Raw genomic sequence first — 15,303 nt, 5'->3', positions numbered from 1 at the left:
CATCGCCTGGCACACTTCGATCACATGGAGCCATCTTTGCCTGCCGACCTCTCGGCCGAAGACGCCAAACTGGTCACCCTGGCGCGCGCCGCCCGGGCCCGTACCCGCGCCGCCGAAGGAGCTGCCGTCCGGGACACCGACGGGCGGACGTACGCCGCCTGCACGGTCCAGCTGGACACCGTGCTGCTGAGCGCATTGCAGCTTGCGGTGGCGATGGCCGTATCGTCAGGTGTCAAAGGCATCGAGGCAGCCGCCGTGGTCACCGACCACGAGCCCGCTGAGGTCGATGTCGAGGTGGTCCGTTACTTCGGCGGCGCCGCCCTTCCGGTAGTCGTTGCCGATGGCAACGGAGAGGTTCGTGATGTCGTCCACACCTGAGAACGTCGTACCCGAGTTCAAGTCCGGGTTCGCCTGTTTCGTCGGCCGGCCCAACGCCGGCAAGTCGACGCTCACGAACGCCTTGGTCGGGCAGAAGATCGTGATCACCTCGTCGAAGCCGCAGACCACCCGGCATGCTGTCCGGGGCATCGTGCACCGGGCGGACGCGCAGCTGATCCTGGTCGACACCCCGGGCCTGCACAAGCCGCGGACGCTGCTCGGCGAGCGGCTGAACGACATAGTCAAGACCACCTGGGCCGAGGTCGACGTGATCGGCATCTGCCTGCCGGCCAGCGACAAGATCGGCCCGGGCGACCGGTTCCTGGTCGCCGAGGCCGCCAAGGTGGCCAAGACGCCGAAGGTCGCGCTGGCGACCAAGGCCGACCTGGTCTCGCCCGAGCGGATGATCGAGCACCTGTCCGAGATCCAGACGCTGGGGGAGTCGGTCGGGATCGAGTGGGCCTCCGTCGTACCGGTGTCGGCCACCTCGGGGTACCAGGTCGACACGGTGGCGGACGAGCTGGTGAAGTTCCTGCCGGCCGGCCAGCCGCTCTACCCCGACGGCGACGTGACCGACGAGCCGGAGGAGATCCTGGTCGGCGAGCTGATCCGCGAGGCCGCCCTCGAAGGCGTCCGGGACGAGTTGCCGCACTCGATCGCGGTCACCATCGACGAGATGGGGCTGCGCGAGGGCCGGCCGGACGACAAGCCGCTGCTCGACATCTACGCCAACATCTTCCTCGAGCGGGACAGCCAGAAGGGCATCGTGATCGGTCACAAGGGCGCCCGGCTGCGCGACGTCGGCGCCAACGCCCGCCGCCAGATCGAGGCCCTGCTCGGTACGCCGGTCTACCTCGACCTGCACGTGAAGATCGCCAAGAACTGGCAGACCGACGCCAAGCACCTGCGGAAGCTCGGGTTCTGATGGCCGGAGCCCCGGTCCTGCTCAATCCCTCGTACTACGCGCTCACCGGCCCGCACGCCGGGCTGGCCGAGAGCCGTGGCCGGGTCCGGCGCTATCCGCCCGAGGTCGCGCCCTTCCTCGGCCTGCCGGACGACGTGACCGACCAGGACTGGGCCGACGCCGCGGAGCTTCTCGGGGCCGGCCACAGCGCGGCGTACAAGCGTCTCGATCTGCCGTTGCCGAGCAGCTTCAAGCTGGTCCAGCAGTTCGGCCTGGTCCAGTTCGTGGCACCGGATGCGTTCGGCGAGCCCGATCCCGAGGTGGTCGTGCTCGGCCCGGACGACGTGCCCGAGATGGTCGCGCTGACCGCGTTGACCGAGCCCGGCCCGTTCCGCACCCGGACGATCGAGTGCGGCCGGTACGTCGGCCTGCGCCGCGACGGTGAGCTCATCGCGATGGCCGGCGAGCGGTACAAGCTGCCTGGGTACACCGAGATCAGCGCGGTCTGCACGCACCCGGCGTACCGGGGTCAGGGGCTGGCGAGCCGGCTGATCCGCGATGTCGCCGCCGGTATCGAGGCGGCCGGCGATCGCCCGTTCCTGCACACCGGCGCCACCAACACCAGCGCGATCCGGCTCTACGAACGCCTCGGCTGGTCGGTCAGCAACCGGATGTCGGTCTCGATCATCGAGCCGGTCTGACCAGCAGCGTGGGCGGGCGGGGGACGCCTCGCCCGGCGGGGTGAGGCGTTCCTCGGCTACTGCCGGAAGGCGTTCAGAGCGACTTCTGATACTCGATCGAACGCGCGACGATGACGTAGTTCAGCTGCTCGTTGATGCCGATCATGTGGTTGTTGGACTCGGCGTTCCAGGTGTCCAACTGGGTCAGGGCCGGTTCGGCCTCGCGCAACCAGAGCAGCATGGCGGTCTTGGTCAGCGCGCCCAGCCGGTGACCGCGGTGGTCGCGGGAGACAGCCGTGTCGTTCTGCTCCGCGATGTGCGGACGCTCCCGCTCGACCGTGACCACCGAGTGGCCGGCCAGCTCGCCGGTCTGGCGATGGCGTGCGATCACCCGGTACATGGTCTGGTTGTGTCCCCGCCGGGCCGCCTCGTAGGCGCGTAGCCGCTCCGGGGTGAAGACGTCGTCCTCGATGTCCAGGTCATCCCTCGGCGCATCGTTGATCGAGGCGGTGACCGCGACCATGCCTGCCAGCATCTCGTCGGGCAGCGCGCCGATGATGCGGAGCAGTTCGTAGTCGGCCGACGCGAGTACGGCTTCGTCGTACAGCTTCTGCACGGTGGTCCAGTCCAGGTTCGTGATGTCCTGGCGGCGGTTCACCTCGACGGCCTTCGGCTCGAACCCGTGCCGCTTCGCGAACGCGTCCGCCTTCGGCAGATCCCAGGAACTGATGCCGATCGAGGTCCGGTCGAGCTCGCGGGCGACCTGCTCGCCGTACCGGACCAGCTCGCTGCCGACACCGCGGCCGCGATGCTCCGGATGGACCTGGACGTCGAGCCAGGCCAGATGGGTGTTGTCGTACGTCGGGGCGAAGACGGTGACCAGGCCGATCACCGCACCGCTGTCGTCGCGGGCCAGAAACGCACGGCCCGGGTCACCGTCCCAGCCGTACCGGAGATCCGCCGCATAGCCGGTCGGGGTCGACAGCAGGGCCGCCGGGCAGTCGACGGCGTGCGTCGCGATCTGCAACTCCACCGCGGACGCGCAACCTGCAGCGTCGTCGGGGTCAAGCCTGGTGATGTCCACCTGCCCAGAGTGAGGGGTCGAGGCCGCTCACCGCGAGTCATTTAACGGCGGTACGGAATTACCCCGCTGACCCGGGTTTCGATCCCGGGTACTGCGGTTGTTAGTGGCAATGATTTGGGAGCGGTGATGGACGAGCGGACGATCACTCGACCGGGCCTGGAGACGCCGGCCGAGAGCAGTGCATGGGCGCTCTTGCAGGACCGGGTCAGCATCAACCTGCACCCGATCGGTGGGCCGATGTCGATCGGTCTGTACGGCCTGGCCGCGGCGACGCTCTCGCTGGCCGGCCTGCAACTGGGCTGGATCAGTCCCCGCGAGGGCCCGAACGTCGCACTCACGCTGATCGGCTTCGCGTTCCTGGCCCAGTTCCTCGCCGCGGTACTGAGCTTCCTCGGCCGCGACGGCGCGGTGGCGACCGCGATGACCGTCCTTGCCCTGACCTGGCTGGTGACGGGGCTGATGCTGCACCGTTCGGCTCCCGGCGCCACCAGTGACGCGCTCGGGCTTTTCCTGCTCTTCACCGGTACGGCGATGATTCTTGCCGCTGTGACCGCGGCGACCAGCAAGCTCGTCACGGCTGCCGTCTTCGGCTTGGCCGCGGTCCGCTTCCTGGTTGCCGGCGGTTACGAGCTGTCCGGCAGCCAGGCTTGGGAGCGGACCAGCGGGGTACTGGGTCTGCTGCTGTTCGTGGTGGCCATCTACGCCGCGTTCGCGGCCGGTCTCGAGGATGCGATGGGCCGGACGATCCTTCCGCTCGGCCGCCGCGGGCAGGGCAAGGTGGCGATGCACGGCAGCCTGCTCGAACAGGTCAGTCAAGTGCCCAATCAGCCCGGAGTCAGGACGAGGCTGTAGGTGGCAGAGCGACGGATGGAGAGGCGAGATGGATCGGATCGCTGACATCTGGGGTGAGCGGACGCCGTACCCGGCGGGTGGTGGCTGGCCGGACCGGGTCGACCAGTATGTCGACGAAGGTGTACCCGAGACAGAGATCGACTGGGTGCAGTCTGCCTGTGTGCTGTGTTCGAACGGTTGCGGAATGGATATCGCTGTCCACGACCATCGGATCGTCGGTGTCCGCGGGCGCGCGGTGGACCGGGTCAACCACGGGCGCCTCGGCCCCAAGGGCCTGTACGGCTGGCAGGCGAACAACTCCGCCGACCGGTTGACCACACCGCTGGTACGCCGCGACGGCCAACTGGTGGAGGCCGGCTGGGACGAGGCGATGGATCTGGTGGCCGAACGGTCCCGCCAGGTGCTGGCCGAGCAGGGACCGCTCGGGATGGGCTTCTACAACAGCGGTCAGCTGTTCCTCGAGGACTACTACACTTTGGCGCTCATCGTCCGCGGCGGCATCGGCACCCCGCACCTCGACGGCAACACCCGCCTGTGCACGGCCACGGCCGACTTCGCTCTCAAGGAGACCTTCGGTACCGACGGCGCGCCGGGTTCGCTGACCGACTTCGACCACTGCGACACGTTGTTTGCCATCGGCTACAACATGGCCGAGACGCACACCGTGCTGTGGGCGCGGATGCTGGACCGGTTGCAGGGACCGGATCGGCCGCGCCTGGTGGTCGTGGACCCTCGCCGGACCAAGGTGGCCGAGCAGGCCGACGTACACCTTGCCATCCGCAACGGCACGAACCTTGCCCTGCTCAACGGTCTGCTGCACGAGCTGATCGCCAATGGCTGGGTCGACGACAAGTTCGTGCAGGCCCACACGGTCGGCTTCGACAAGCTGGCTGAGACGGTCGCCGACTGCTCGCCCGAGTGGGCAGCCGAGATCTGCGGTGTAGGAGCCGACGACATCCGGGCGGCGGCCCGCATCATCGGTACCGCGGAACGGCTGGTCTCCACTTGTTTGCAAGGGGTCTACCAGTCCCATCAGGCGACGGCGTCGGCCTGCCAGGTGAACAACCTCAACCTGCTGCGCGGCATGATCGGCAAGCCCGGAGCCAGCGTCTTCCAGCTCAACGGGCAGCCGACCGCCCAGAACACCCGGGAGACAGGCGCCGACGGCGACCTCACCGGCATGCGGAACTGGCAGAACCCGGCCCACATCGAGGAGCTGGCGAAGGCCTGGAACCTCGAACCGGAACAGATCCCGAGCTGGGGCCCGCCGACCCACGCGATGCAGCTGTTCCGGTACGCCGAAGAAGGCTCGATCCGGTTCCTCTGGATCGCCGGCACCAACCCGGCGGTGTCGCTGCCGGAGTTGCACCGGATCCGGTCGATCCTCGGCCAGGACCGGCTCTTCCTCGTGGTGAGCGATCCGTTCCTGACCGAGACGGCGCGGTACGCCGACGTGGTGCTGCCGACCGCCATCTGGGGCGAGAAGACCGGCACCTTCACCAATCACGACAGGACCGTCCACCTGTCCGAGAAAGCGGTCGAGCCGCCGGGGGAGGCGCGACCCGACCTGGAGATCTTCCTGGACTACGCAGACCGGCTGGGACTTCGTGACAAGGACGGCCAACCGCTGGTGAAGTGGCGAACGCCGGAGGAGTGCTTCGACGCGTTCGGCGAAGTGACACGTGGGCGGCCCTGTGACTACTCCGGGCTGTCCTACCAGAAGCTGCGTGGTGGGAGTGGCATCCAGTGGCCGGTCACCGAGGAGCAGCCGGAGGGGACCGAGCGCCTGTACACCGACCACGTGTTCAACACGGCCACCGATTACTGCGAGGACTATGGTCACGACCTGCTGACCGGCGCGGCTCAGGAGAAGAAGGATTACGCGGCCCTGGAGGCGAATGGTCGTGCTGTCCTCAAGGCCGCGCGCTACCTGCCACCGCACGAGCCACCCGACGACGATTACCCGCTGCTGTTCACCAGTGGCCGTACGGCGTACCACTTCCACACTCGGACCAAGACCGGCCGGGCTCCGCAGCTTCAGGCCGCGGCGCCCGAGGCGTGGGTGGAGATCTGTCCGGCCGACGCCGAGAAGCTCGGCATCGCCGACGGCGAGCTGGTCAGAGTGGAGTCACGTCGCGGCAGGCTGGAGGCGAGCGCCCGGGTCAAGGGCATCCGTGAGGGCGTCGTGTTCGCGCCGTTCCACTACGGCTACTGGGACCACCTCGGCGCAGGTCCGAACGGGCGCCCGACCGCAGCGAACGAACTCACCAGCACCGACTGGGATCCGGTCTCGAAACAGCCGCTGCTCAAGCTCGCCGCGGTCCGGGTCTCCAAGCTGGCCGACTGAGGAGGCGACGTGAAGCTCGACCACGCGATCACGGAGGTCCAGACCGCCGAGGCCGACCTCGGCCGCCGACTCCGGGTCATCGGCGAACGGCATGCGGTGGAGCACGACCTGTACCACCTCGGGCACACCCTGGCGAAACAGTGCGCGGAACACCTCGACCAGCTTGCGCCGCTGGCCCGGAAGTACGGGGTCGAACCGGAGGGCCCGCCCGCCGACTCACCCAGCCTGCTGGAAAAGGCCAGACACAAAGGTGCGGAACTGCTCGGCCGGACCGAAGCGGCCGGCCTGCTGCTCCTCGACGATCTGCGCGACCTGTACCTGTGCGCGCAGCACGCCGAGATCGCCTGGACGATCCTTCAGCAGGGAGCCAAGGCCGCGCGTGACCTCGAGCTGCTCGAGGTGGTCAGCAAGTGCCACCCCGAGACCGAGATCTGCGCCAAGTGGCTCCGCACCCGGATCAAGGAGACCAGCCCGCAGGTCCTCGCCACCGGCTGACTACATCCCGTACGAGTGGTCGACCTTCATCGTGAACAGCAGCCGCTTGTCGGCCACCATGGCACGCCGGTAGTCGTCCCAGTCCGGGTGCTCGCCCGACGCCTCGCGGTAGTAGGCGACGAGCTGCTCGACGGTGTCGTCATGCTCGTCGGCCGCTACCGGAGTCAGCTCGGCGTTGCCTTCCAGCACGACGTACGACCGCCCGCCCGGCCCGTTCACGTACAGACTCGCCCGCGGATCCCGCCGCAGATTCTTCGTCTTGGCCCGCCCATCGGTGAGCGACACCCGGATCACCTCACCGTCGTACAAGTAGGTGACGTTGGACAGTTGCGGGCGGCCGTCGCGCTTGATCGTGACGAGCACACCGAGGCCGGTCTTGCCGGGGAGGTTTGAGGTCATATCCAGAGCTTAGAAATTCAACCAAGCTTGAACGCAACCGTCACTCTCCGTCTCGGTCCGCGAGACCCCGGGTTCGACCTCTGGATGTGGTTGTGCATAGACTCACAGGCATCATGCGGCACCAGCTTCTTCTCCTTCGCTGCCGCGGCGAGGCCTGACGTAGGCCGGTTTCCTCGCCGCGGAGTTTCGTCGTACGCCGGTCGATCGTTGACCCAGCTGTACACACTTCCCGCGAGGAGACCCGCAAGCATGGCACCCAAGAATCAGCCCAAGCCCGTTCAGCAGTCCTCCGGCATGCCGATCGGGCGCTACAGCGCGTTCCCGCCGATCGCGCTGCCGGACCGGACCTGGCCGGCCAAGTCCGTCGACGCGACGCCGCGCTGGCTGTCCACCGATCTGCGCGACGGCAACCAGGCGCTGGTCGAGCCGATGTCGCCGGCCCGCAAGCGGCGGATGTTCGACCTGCTGGTGAAGATGGGCTACAAGGAGATCGAGGTCGGTTTCCCCAGCGCCAGCCAGTACGACTTCGACTTCGTCCGCAGCCTGATCGAGGGCGACGCGATCCCCGACGACGTCACCATCTCGGTGCTGACCCAGGCGCGCGACGAGCTGATCGAGCGGACCGTACAGTCGCTGGAGGGGTCGCCCAAGGCCACCATCCACCTGTACAACGCGACCGCGCCGCTGTTCCGCCGGGTCGTGTTCAACGTCGACAAGGCCGAGTGCCGCAACATCGCCGTACGGGGCACCGAGACGGTGATGAAGTACGCCGACGAGATCCTGGGCGACTGCGAGTTCGGCTACCAGTACAGCCCCGAGATCTTCACCGGCACCGAGCTCGAGTTCGCGCTGGAGGTGTGCGAGGCGGTCAGCGACGTCTGGCAACCCGCCGAGGGCCGCGAGATCATCCTCAACCTGCCGGCCACCGTCGAGATGTCCACCCCGAACGTGTACGCCGACCAGATCGAGTGGTTCGGCCGCAACCTGACCCGGCGTGAGCACAGCACGATCAGCCTGCACCCGCACAACGACCGCGGTACGGCGGTGGCCGCCACGGAGCTGGCCTTGATGGCTGGTGCGGACCGGGTCGAGGGCTGCCTGTTCGGCCACGGCGAGCGGACCGGCAACGTGGACCTGGTGACCCTGGGGATGAACCTGTTCAGCCAGGGCATCGACCCGCAGATCGACTTCTCCGACATCGACGAGATCCGCCGTACGGTCGAGTACTGCACCCAGATGCGGGTGCCCGAGCGCCAGCCGTACGCCGGTGACCTGGTGTACACCGCCTTCTCCGGCTCGCACCAGGACGCGATCAAGAAGGGCCTGGAGGCGCTGGACAAGCAGGCCGCGACCGAGGGCATCCCGGTCGGCCAGATCCACTGGGAGGCGCCGTACCTGCCGATCGACCCGAAGGACGTCGGCCGGTCGTACGAGGCGGTCATCCGGGTCAACTCGCAGTCCGGCAAGGGCGGCGTCGCGTACATCATGAAGTCGGAGCACCGGCTCGACCTGCCGCGCCGGCTGCAGATCGAGTTCAGCCGGGTGATCCAGCAGCACACCGACGCCGAGGGTGGCGAGGTCGGTCCCCAGCAGATGTGGGACATCTTCGAGGCCGAGTACCTGGCGCCCGGCAAGCTGTCGCTGCTGACCGTCAACTCGACCTCGGGTGAGGGACAGAACGACGCGCTCCGGGTGCAGGTCTACTCCAACGGCGTACCGCACGAGCTGGTCGGCGAGGGCAACGGTCCGGTGTCGGCCTTCGTCGACGCGATCAAGCCGCTGAAGTACGACGTCCGGGTGCTGGACTACCACGAGCACGCGCTCTCGGCCGGTGGTGACGCCCTGGCCGCGGCGTACGTCGAGTGCGAGGTCGGCGACGAGGTCTACTGGGGTGTCGGCCGGGACGCCAACATTCTCACTGCCTCCTTGAAGGCGGTCGTCTCGGCGATCAACCGCGCGACCCGTTAATTGCATGGTGTTTCACGCCCAGAGCTGATTGGCTCTGGGCGTGATCACCGTCCGCGAGATCGACCCACACGACGTTGCGGCCTTCGACGCCTGGTACGACGTACTGCGCGCCGGCGCGGTCGCCGATCGCGAGGTGCCGCTCGTCTTCACCCACGACGCGACCGCGAACTCGCTGCGCACGGACAACCCGATCAAGACCAGGCTCCCGGTCGCCGCGTACGACGGCGAGCGGGTGGTCGGCGCGATGCTGTTCGAGTACAACCTGAAGAACGACCTCGACGCGGTCATGGTGGAGATCGACGTACTGCCGGCTGAGCGGCGGCGGGGGATCGGTACCGCGCTGTGGGGCTGGGCGAGGTCGAAGGCCGCGTCGCTCGGCCGGACGATCTACCAGATCGAGCTCGCCATCCCCGAGGGGTTGACGCCCGACACCTGGCCGGGGTCGGTGTTCGCCACGAAGCTCGGGTTCGTTGTCGAGCACGTGGAGGACCATCTCGTCGTACCGCTTCCGTACGAGCGCTCGGTGGAGCTGGAGCCGCTGGAGGGGTACGAGCTGATCTCCTGGGCAGGGCCGTGCCCGGAGGAGTACCTGCCGGTGTACGCCGATCTGCGCAGCGCGATGGCCCGCGACGTACCGACCGGCGGGATGACGCGTGAGCCGAAGCTCTGGACTGCTGACGAGCTTCGCACGCTGGAGGAGCGCACCGCCAAGAGCTACCAGGCTCTGGTCGTCCTGGCCCGTACTCTCGACGGCCGTCCCGCCGGCTACACGGTCATATACCTACCGCTGACCGACCCCGACAACGTGCAGCAGCTCGACACCCTCGTGCTCCGCGACGACCGCGGCCACAACCTCGGCGCCCACCTCAAGGCAGCCAACCTCGACCAACTCGCCAAGCACCTCACCACCCAGAAATGGCTGCACACCTGGACCGCCGAGACGAACGGCGCCATGCAGAAGGTCAATGCCCGCTTCGGCTTCGTAGCCCGCGAGAAGAACGTCGAATACGAACTGGAACTCCCCGCGCCGACGCTCCGCCCGGCCGCGCGAGCTGTCGTGCTGGACCCGGAGGACCGGATCCTGTTGCTGCGCTTCGAGTTCGCGGACGGGCATGCCGTGTGGGCGGCGCCCGGTGGTGGGGTGGAGGTGGGGGAGTCGTTGCCGCAGGCACTGACCCGGGAGCTGGCCGAGGAGATCGGCATCGTGCCGCCTGCCGATGCACCGCACTTGTGGCATCAGGTGACGGTCGCTGACGGGCATGCCGCCGGGTTCGACGGAGTGACGAACGACTACTTCCTGGTGCGGACCGATGCGTTCACCCCGGCCGGCTCGATGTCGGTGGAGGAGATGCTGGCGGAGAACGTGCACGGGCATCGCTGGTGGACTTTCGAAGAGATCCAGAACCATCAAGGCCCGGAGTTCCTGTCGCCCCGCACTCTGCCGCTTCTCCTGGCCCGCCTCCGCGACGACGGGCCGCCTCCAGAGCCGGTCTTCATCAGTCTTTGACTCGGGCCGGCCGATCAGAGGCGGCGTTCCCAGGTGAGGTGGCCCTCGTCCATCAGGGCGTGGCCGTCGGCGCCGGCGGCGACGCTTGGGTCGTGGGTGGCGATGATGACGGCTGCGCCACGGTCCGCCTCGGCTCGCAGCAGCGCGAGGACGCGCTCTCTGTTGGTGCTGTCGAGCTCGCTGGTGGACTCGTCGGCGAGGATCACCTTGCCCCGCTGGGCCAGCCCGCGCGCGACCGCCACGCGTTGTTGCTCGCCACCTGACAGCTCCTCGACCAGGTGGTCGCCGCTGTCCTCCAGCCCGACGTCGGAGAGCGCTTTCGCGATGATCTCGTCGATCGACTCCAGCGCCTCGTCGCGGTCCTGGTCGTCCGACGGCAACTTCCGTTCGGCGAGCAGCGGCATCGACAGGTTCTCCCGCGCCGTGAGCACCCGCGCCAATCCGTTGCCCTGCGGAATCAGTACGACGCCGTGCGCCGCCGCCCGTGGCCGGTCGACGATCTCCAGCCCGTCGACCTCGACCGAGCCCGACTTGGCCGAGACGGCGCCGGCGATTGCCCAGAGCAACGAACTCTTGCCGGCCCCCGACGGCCCGCTGACCGCCAGCACGTACCCGGGCGGCACCCTCAGCGACACGTCGGCCACCGCGACCAGGTCGTCGTACGCGACAGTGAGGTTGTTGACGGTGATCATGCCTCGCCCTCCTGCTCGACCGGCGTCAACCGGACCTCGCCGTCCTCGGTGGTGGTCACGCGCAACAGCGTTCCCGGTGGCAGCAGCTCCGCGACATGCGGCGGCAACGGCAGCGAACCGTCGGTCGCGACCACCGCGAACTCCTCACCCGAGCGACCCTCCGAGGCGATCCGCCCGTCCTTGATCGTGATCGTCCGAGGCAGTACCGCCGCCACGTCCGGGTCGTGGGTGATCAGCAGCACGGTCATACCGGTTGCCTTGTTGATCGTCGAGATCGCGGCCAGTACCTCGTCACGCGCCCGGTGGTCGAGCTGGCTGGTCGGCTCGTCGGCCAGCAACAACCCGGGGAACGTGGCGATCCCGACAGCGACCGCGCAGAGCTGGATCTGGCCGGGCGTGAGCCGCTCCAGCGGCGTCTGGGAATGGTTGCTCAGGCCAACGAGATCCAGTACGTCCCGCGGCGTCGGCAGCGGCCGCCCCCGTACTGCGGCACGCTGGGCGTACCGGACATTGTCCTCAGGCGTGAGGTACGGAATGAGGTTGCGCCCGGCCCCCTGCAGCACGATGCCGACGTCACCGGCCCGCATCCGGTCGAGCTCGGCCTCGGTCATCGTCGCGATGTGGTGCTCGCCGATCTGCAGTCGCCCGGCGCTCGGGGTCAGCAAGCCGCCGCACAGTTGCAGCAGCGTGGACTTTCCCGCGCCGGACGGCCCGAGCAGCCCGACCAGTTCGCCCGGCCGGACGCTGATCCCGATCCCGGACAGCGCCGCGACGTCGTGACCCTGGCTGCGGTAGATGTGCACCAGGCCGGTCGTGTTGATCGCGAGGCCGGTCATGACAGCTCCTCCCGGATCCGGGTGTAGCCGGCTCGCCGGTTGACGCCGGTGCCGAGCAAGAGGGTCGCCGCTGTCATGATCGCCGTACTGATCAGCGTGAGCGCCAACGCGACGTACCAGTTGGTGGTGAGGTCGAGGGGGATCGGCGACGGTTGGCTGGTCGGGGCGAAGAGCGGGATCATCGGCAGCGCGACATGGGCGCCGAGTATGCCGCAGGCCGAGCCGAGCAAGGCGGCCAGTGCGACCGGCCCGGTCTGCTCCCACCTCGCCGCCCGTCCGGTCGTGGCCGCCGGTACGCCGGTGATGCGCAGGCTCGCGTAGTCCTGGGCCCGGGAGCGCCAGGACGTGACGATCATGAGCAGCAGAACGATGATCGCCAGCGCCCAGCCGGCCACACCGATCACCGGTGTCAGTTGGAGCGCCAGCGCGCTGGCCGAGCGGCCGTAGGTGGCGACCTGGTCGGACTTGCGGTCGATGAGGGTCGCCGGGATTCCGGCCTTGCCCAGCTCGTCGATGATCTGCTGGGAGTGGGCCAGGCCGTCCTCGTTCAGCCAGAGCTCGAAGTCGGTACTCGTGTCGGCCACGCTGCCGCCCAACCGGCGTACCGTCTCCAGATCGACGACCGCGGTGTGCGTGGTGTAGCGCGGGATCGTGGTGCGCAGCCGGTCGAGCTTCTCGACCGTGAACTCGAGACCGTCCAGGCCGGGCACGGTCTGCGACTCGGTGACCGCGTACTCCGGGCTGATCAGGGCCGGTACTGCGACCGGGATCCGGCTGGTCTGGACGCTCAGCTCCCGGCCGATGCTGGTGATGCCGAGGACCAGACCGTTCGGCGGCCCGTCGGTCGCGCTGATGCTGCCCAGGTTGGCGGCATCGCTCTCGGTCTGGTCGGGCGCGACCCAGGTGCCCGCCTTTCCGAGCGGGATCGACGGCTGGGTGTCGGTCGCGACCTTGTCGATGGTGATCTCGCCGCGGATGCCGGCCGAGTCGCCCAGCTCGCGGGTGACGCTGAGCCGGATCAGGTCGCAGGTCTCGGGGCAGACGATCTGTTTGCTGAGCTGGACCGGTTTCCCGGCCGCCAGCTTCATCGGCGGGTAGTCGACGGTGAACCGGGACCCGGTGTCGTGGCTGAAGAGCGTGGCCTGGAGAGCGACGGATTCCGCGGGTGGCCCCACCGGCACCTCTTCGCCGTCTCCGGTGGGTGGGTGGTAGGGCTGCATCGCGCCGGGCGTCGCGGTGATGGTCAGCCGCTCACCCTTCAGCGTGATCGGCGGTGGCTCGGTGGGCGCCTTGAGCTGCCGGAAGCCGTCGGCATCGGTCAGCTGGTCACCGCGGAACGCGATCCGCTGGTAGCTGTCCGGCTCGATCATCAGCGTGCGCAGGCCGTCCGGGTTCGACGGTGACGAGAGTACGACCGGAGTCAGCCAGCGCCGGTCGTGGTCGATCTTGTCGATCGCGGTGCTGAAGTCGGAGAAGACTCGCACGTCCATCGACAGGACGCCATCCGCGCCGACCTCGTACCCGGCGCGGTAGTCGCGGTTGCGGTCGGCCACGGAGGAGGCCTGGCCGGCGAATGAGACCAGTGCCGTCGCGACTGCCACCACCGCGACGATGCGGGTCACTGCTGGGCGGCGGGCCACCTGGAGCGCTCCGAGCGCTAGACCGAGCTGGCCACGGCGTAGGGCTTGCCTGCTGATCAGGCCCGCGGTCGGGAGGAGGAGGTGGGCAAAGGTCAGGCCGACCGCGAGCGCGAGCAGGCTTGGCGTCAGTACCGGCAGTGGACCGCGGCCGCCACCGGTCAGTGCGCCCAGCAGCCCTGCTGAGGCGATGACGATGACGATGACGTCGATCAGGCCGATGGTCCGGCCCCGGCGCCGCGGCACGATCCGGCGGAGCAGGGTCGAGATGGGCTGCCGGATGACGGCCCGGATGGTCCAGGCGACAACTGCGAGTCCAACCAGGGCCGCAAGCGCTGCAGCGGCCGGTACGGTCCAGGGCAGCTCCAGTGGTGCCCCGTCGTTCAGCCAGGTACTGCGCACCACAAGCAGCAGGCCGAATCCGGCCAGCGCACCCAGCAGCGTGCCGACCACTACCGGCACCGCCAGCTCGGTAGCCAACGACCGGCCGGTACGCCGTGAGCTGGCGCCACGCAACCGGGACACGGCCAGCTCGGGCCGACGCTGGTCGACCACAGCGGCCAGTGCGAGCGCGAGCACCACAACGCCGAACAGGGCCACCTGGACCATCACCAGCGGGATGATCGTCGCGGCCTGCTTGCGCTCGGCGGTGATCCCGTCGATGACGCTGGCCAGTGCGGAGGTGTTGGAGGTCTCGAACTGAGCGCCCTCGACGGTGGCATCCTCGGTGGCCTGCCGGAGCCTGGCCAGGTCGCCGACCCGGGCCTTGCCCGGCAGCGGGTGGACATCCACGGTCCCGTGCGCACCCCAGACGCCCTTCTCCAGGGTGTCCCGGGTGGTGAAGATGTAGTCAGAGGTGGCCGGACGGGTCTCGCTGGCCGGAATCGAGTGGCCGGTCGGGCCGGCGCCGTACCAGTACGGGTCGTTGTCGTCGGCGCGGTAGATGCCGACCACACGGAGCTGGCCGCCACCGGCGTACTTGGTCGACTGGGCGTTCAGCCGGGAGCCGATGGCAACGCCGAAGTTCTTCGCGTCCTGGGTCGAGACGGCGGCCTCGTTCGGCGCGCTCGGACACTTGCCTGAGGTCAGTACGAGCTTCTCGCAGTACCCGTCCCGCCAGACCACCTTGCCGGTCTGCTCCGGCTTGCCCAGACCCCAGCCGGCATCGACCGACACGCCGTAGAGCGGCGGGCTGAACAGCGGGCGCAGGTCGTCGGGGATCAGCGTGGCGATCCGCTCCGGCGGTGCCGAGGCGTTGGGTCCGCTGACCATCGCCGAGGGGATCGACTCGAGCTGCCAGCTGGCCGACAGCCACTGGCTGGTCAGGGTCTCCGTGGTGACGGTCTGCTCGACCGCGCGCGAGAACCACGGCGCGAACGTGGCGCAGGCGCCGATCAGCACGCTCACTCCGGCGAGCACGAGCATCTGGGACCACCGGTAGCGCAGCGCCTGTTTCAGAAACATCAGTGGCTCACCCCTAAGCCGTTCCACCCCTTGGACAACGATTCACTTCCTGGCCGAAGA

The 15,303-nt window shown here is 68.6% G+C and carries 13 protein-coding genes; 8 read left to right on the top strand and 5 right to left on the bottom strand.

Annotation, left to right across the window (positions count from 1 at the left end):
- The first annotated feature begins 24 nt into the window (after positions 1–24).
- The 3 genes from ACIA12_RS13405 to ACIA12_RS13395 are packed head-to-tail and all read left to right on the top strand — an operon-like array spanning position 25 to position 1,983.
- A complete protein-coding gene (locus tag ACIA12_RS13405; protein ID WP_396367232.1) occupies positions 25–378 on the top strand; it encodes a cytidine deaminase in 354 nt (117 codons plus the stop codon).
- Complete coding sequence (gene era, locus ACIA12_RS13400; RefSeq protein ID WP_396367231.1) at positions 362–1,303, top strand: GTPase Era; 942 nt, start codon at positions 362–364, stop codon at positions 1,301–1,303. Before ACIA12_RS13405 ends, era begins: the two co-directional genes overlap by 17 nt.
- A complete protein-coding gene (locus ACIA12_RS13395; protein ID WP_396367230.1) occupies positions 1,303–1,983 on the top strand; it encodes a GNAT family N-acetyltransferase in 681 nt (226 codons plus the stop codon). The genes era and ACIA12_RS13395 overlap by 1 nt, the downstream gene beginning before the upstream one ends.
- Positions 1,984–2,056: 73 nt before the next feature.
- Here the strand turns inward: ACIA12_RS13395 and ACIA12_RS13390 are convergent, their stop codons facing one another.
- Positions 2,057–3,046: a GNAT family N-acetyltransferase gene (locus ACIA12_RS13390; RefSeq protein ID WP_396367229.1), complete on the bottom strand. Its 990-nt coding sequence runs from the start codon at positions 3,044–3,046 to the stop codon at positions 2,057–2,059.
- Between the two features lie 126 nt (positions 3,047–3,172).
- On the opposite strand from ACIA12_RS13390, the gene ACIA12_RS13385 reads away from it, so the two are divergent.
- Genes ACIA12_RS13385 through ACIA12_RS13375 form a run of 3 tightly spaced genes read left to right on the top strand, consistent with a single transcriptional unit; the run spans position 3,173 to position 6,740 of the window.
- Positions 3,173–3,898 (top strand): hypothetical protein, encoded by a 726-nt coding sequence (locus tag ACIA12_RS13385; RefSeq protein WP_396367228.1) that lies wholly within the window; start codon positions 3,173–3,175, stop codon positions 3,896–3,898.
- Between the two features lie 28 nt (positions 3,899–3,926).
- Positions 3,927–6,245, top strand: coding sequence for a molybdopterin oxidoreductase family protein (locus tag ACIA12_RS13380; protein ID WP_396367227.1), 2,319 nt, complete (start codon positions 3,927–3,929; stop codon positions 6,243–6,245).
- 9 nt (positions 6,246–6,254) lie between these two features.
- Entirely contained in the window at positions 6,255–6,740 is a 486-nt protein-coding gene (locus ACIA12_RS13375) for a hypothetical protein (protein WP_396367226.1), read from the top strand.
- Here ACIA12_RS13375 and ACIA12_RS13370 read toward each other — a convergent pair whose 3' ends face one another.
- On the bottom strand, positions 6,741–7,139 hold the full coding sequence (locus ACIA12_RS13370) for a PPOX class F420-dependent oxidoreductase (RefSeq protein ID WP_396367225.1): 399 nt from the start codon (positions 7,137–7,139) through the stop codon (positions 6,741–6,743).
- A gap of 249 nt (positions 7,140–7,388) precedes the next feature.
- Here ACIA12_RS13370 and leuA point away from each other — a divergent pair, with 249 nt between their 5' ends.
- Both leuA and ACIA12_RS13360 read left to right on the top strand, forming a co-directional pair.
- Positions 7,389–9,107, top strand: a complete 1,719-nt coding sequence (gene leuA, locus ACIA12_RS13365) for a 2-isopropylmalate synthase (RefSeq protein WP_396367224.1) — start codon at positions 7,389–7,391, stop codon at positions 9,105–9,107.
- 40 nt (positions 9,108–9,147) lie between these two features.
- Positions 9,148–10,614, top strand: a complete 1,467-nt coding sequence (locus tag ACIA12_RS13360) for a GNAT family N-acetyltransferase (RefSeq protein ID WP_396367223.1) — start codon at positions 9,148–9,150, stop codon at positions 10,612–10,614.
- 14 nt (positions 10,615–10,628) lie between these two features.
- Here ACIA12_RS13360 and ACIA12_RS13355 read toward each other — a convergent pair whose 3' ends face one another.
- The 3 genes from ACIA12_RS13355 to ACIA12_RS13345 are packed head-to-tail and all read right to left on the bottom strand — an operon-like array spanning position 10,629 to position 15,243.
- Complete coding sequence (locus tag ACIA12_RS13355; RefSeq protein ID WP_396367222.1) at positions 10,629–11,306, bottom strand: ABC transporter ATP-binding protein; 678 nt, start codon at positions 11,304–11,306, stop codon at positions 10,629–10,631.
- Positions 11,303–12,142, bottom strand: a complete 840-nt coding sequence (locus ACIA12_RS13350; RefSeq protein ID WP_396367221.1) for an ABC transporter ATP-binding protein — start codon at positions 12,140–12,142, stop codon at positions 11,303–11,305. Before ACIA12_RS13350 ends, ACIA12_RS13355 begins: the two co-directional genes overlap by 4 nt.
- Entirely contained in the window at positions 12,139–15,243 is a 3,105-nt protein-coding gene (locus ACIA12_RS13345) for an FtsX-like permease family protein (RefSeq protein WP_396367220.1), read from the bottom strand. The genes ACIA12_RS13350 and ACIA12_RS13345 overlap by 4 nt, the downstream gene beginning before the upstream one ends.
- Positions 15,244–15,303: the final 60 nt, after the last annotated feature.

Source organism: Kribbella sp. NPDC051620, assembly GCF_044453825.1.
In the GTDB taxonomy this organism is placed as follows: domain Bacteria; phylum Actinomycetota; class Actinomycetes; order Propionibacteriales; family Kribbellaceae; genus Kribbella.
Note: the sequence above shows the minus strand (reverse complement) of the source record. Positions and strands in the feature narration are given on the sequence as shown.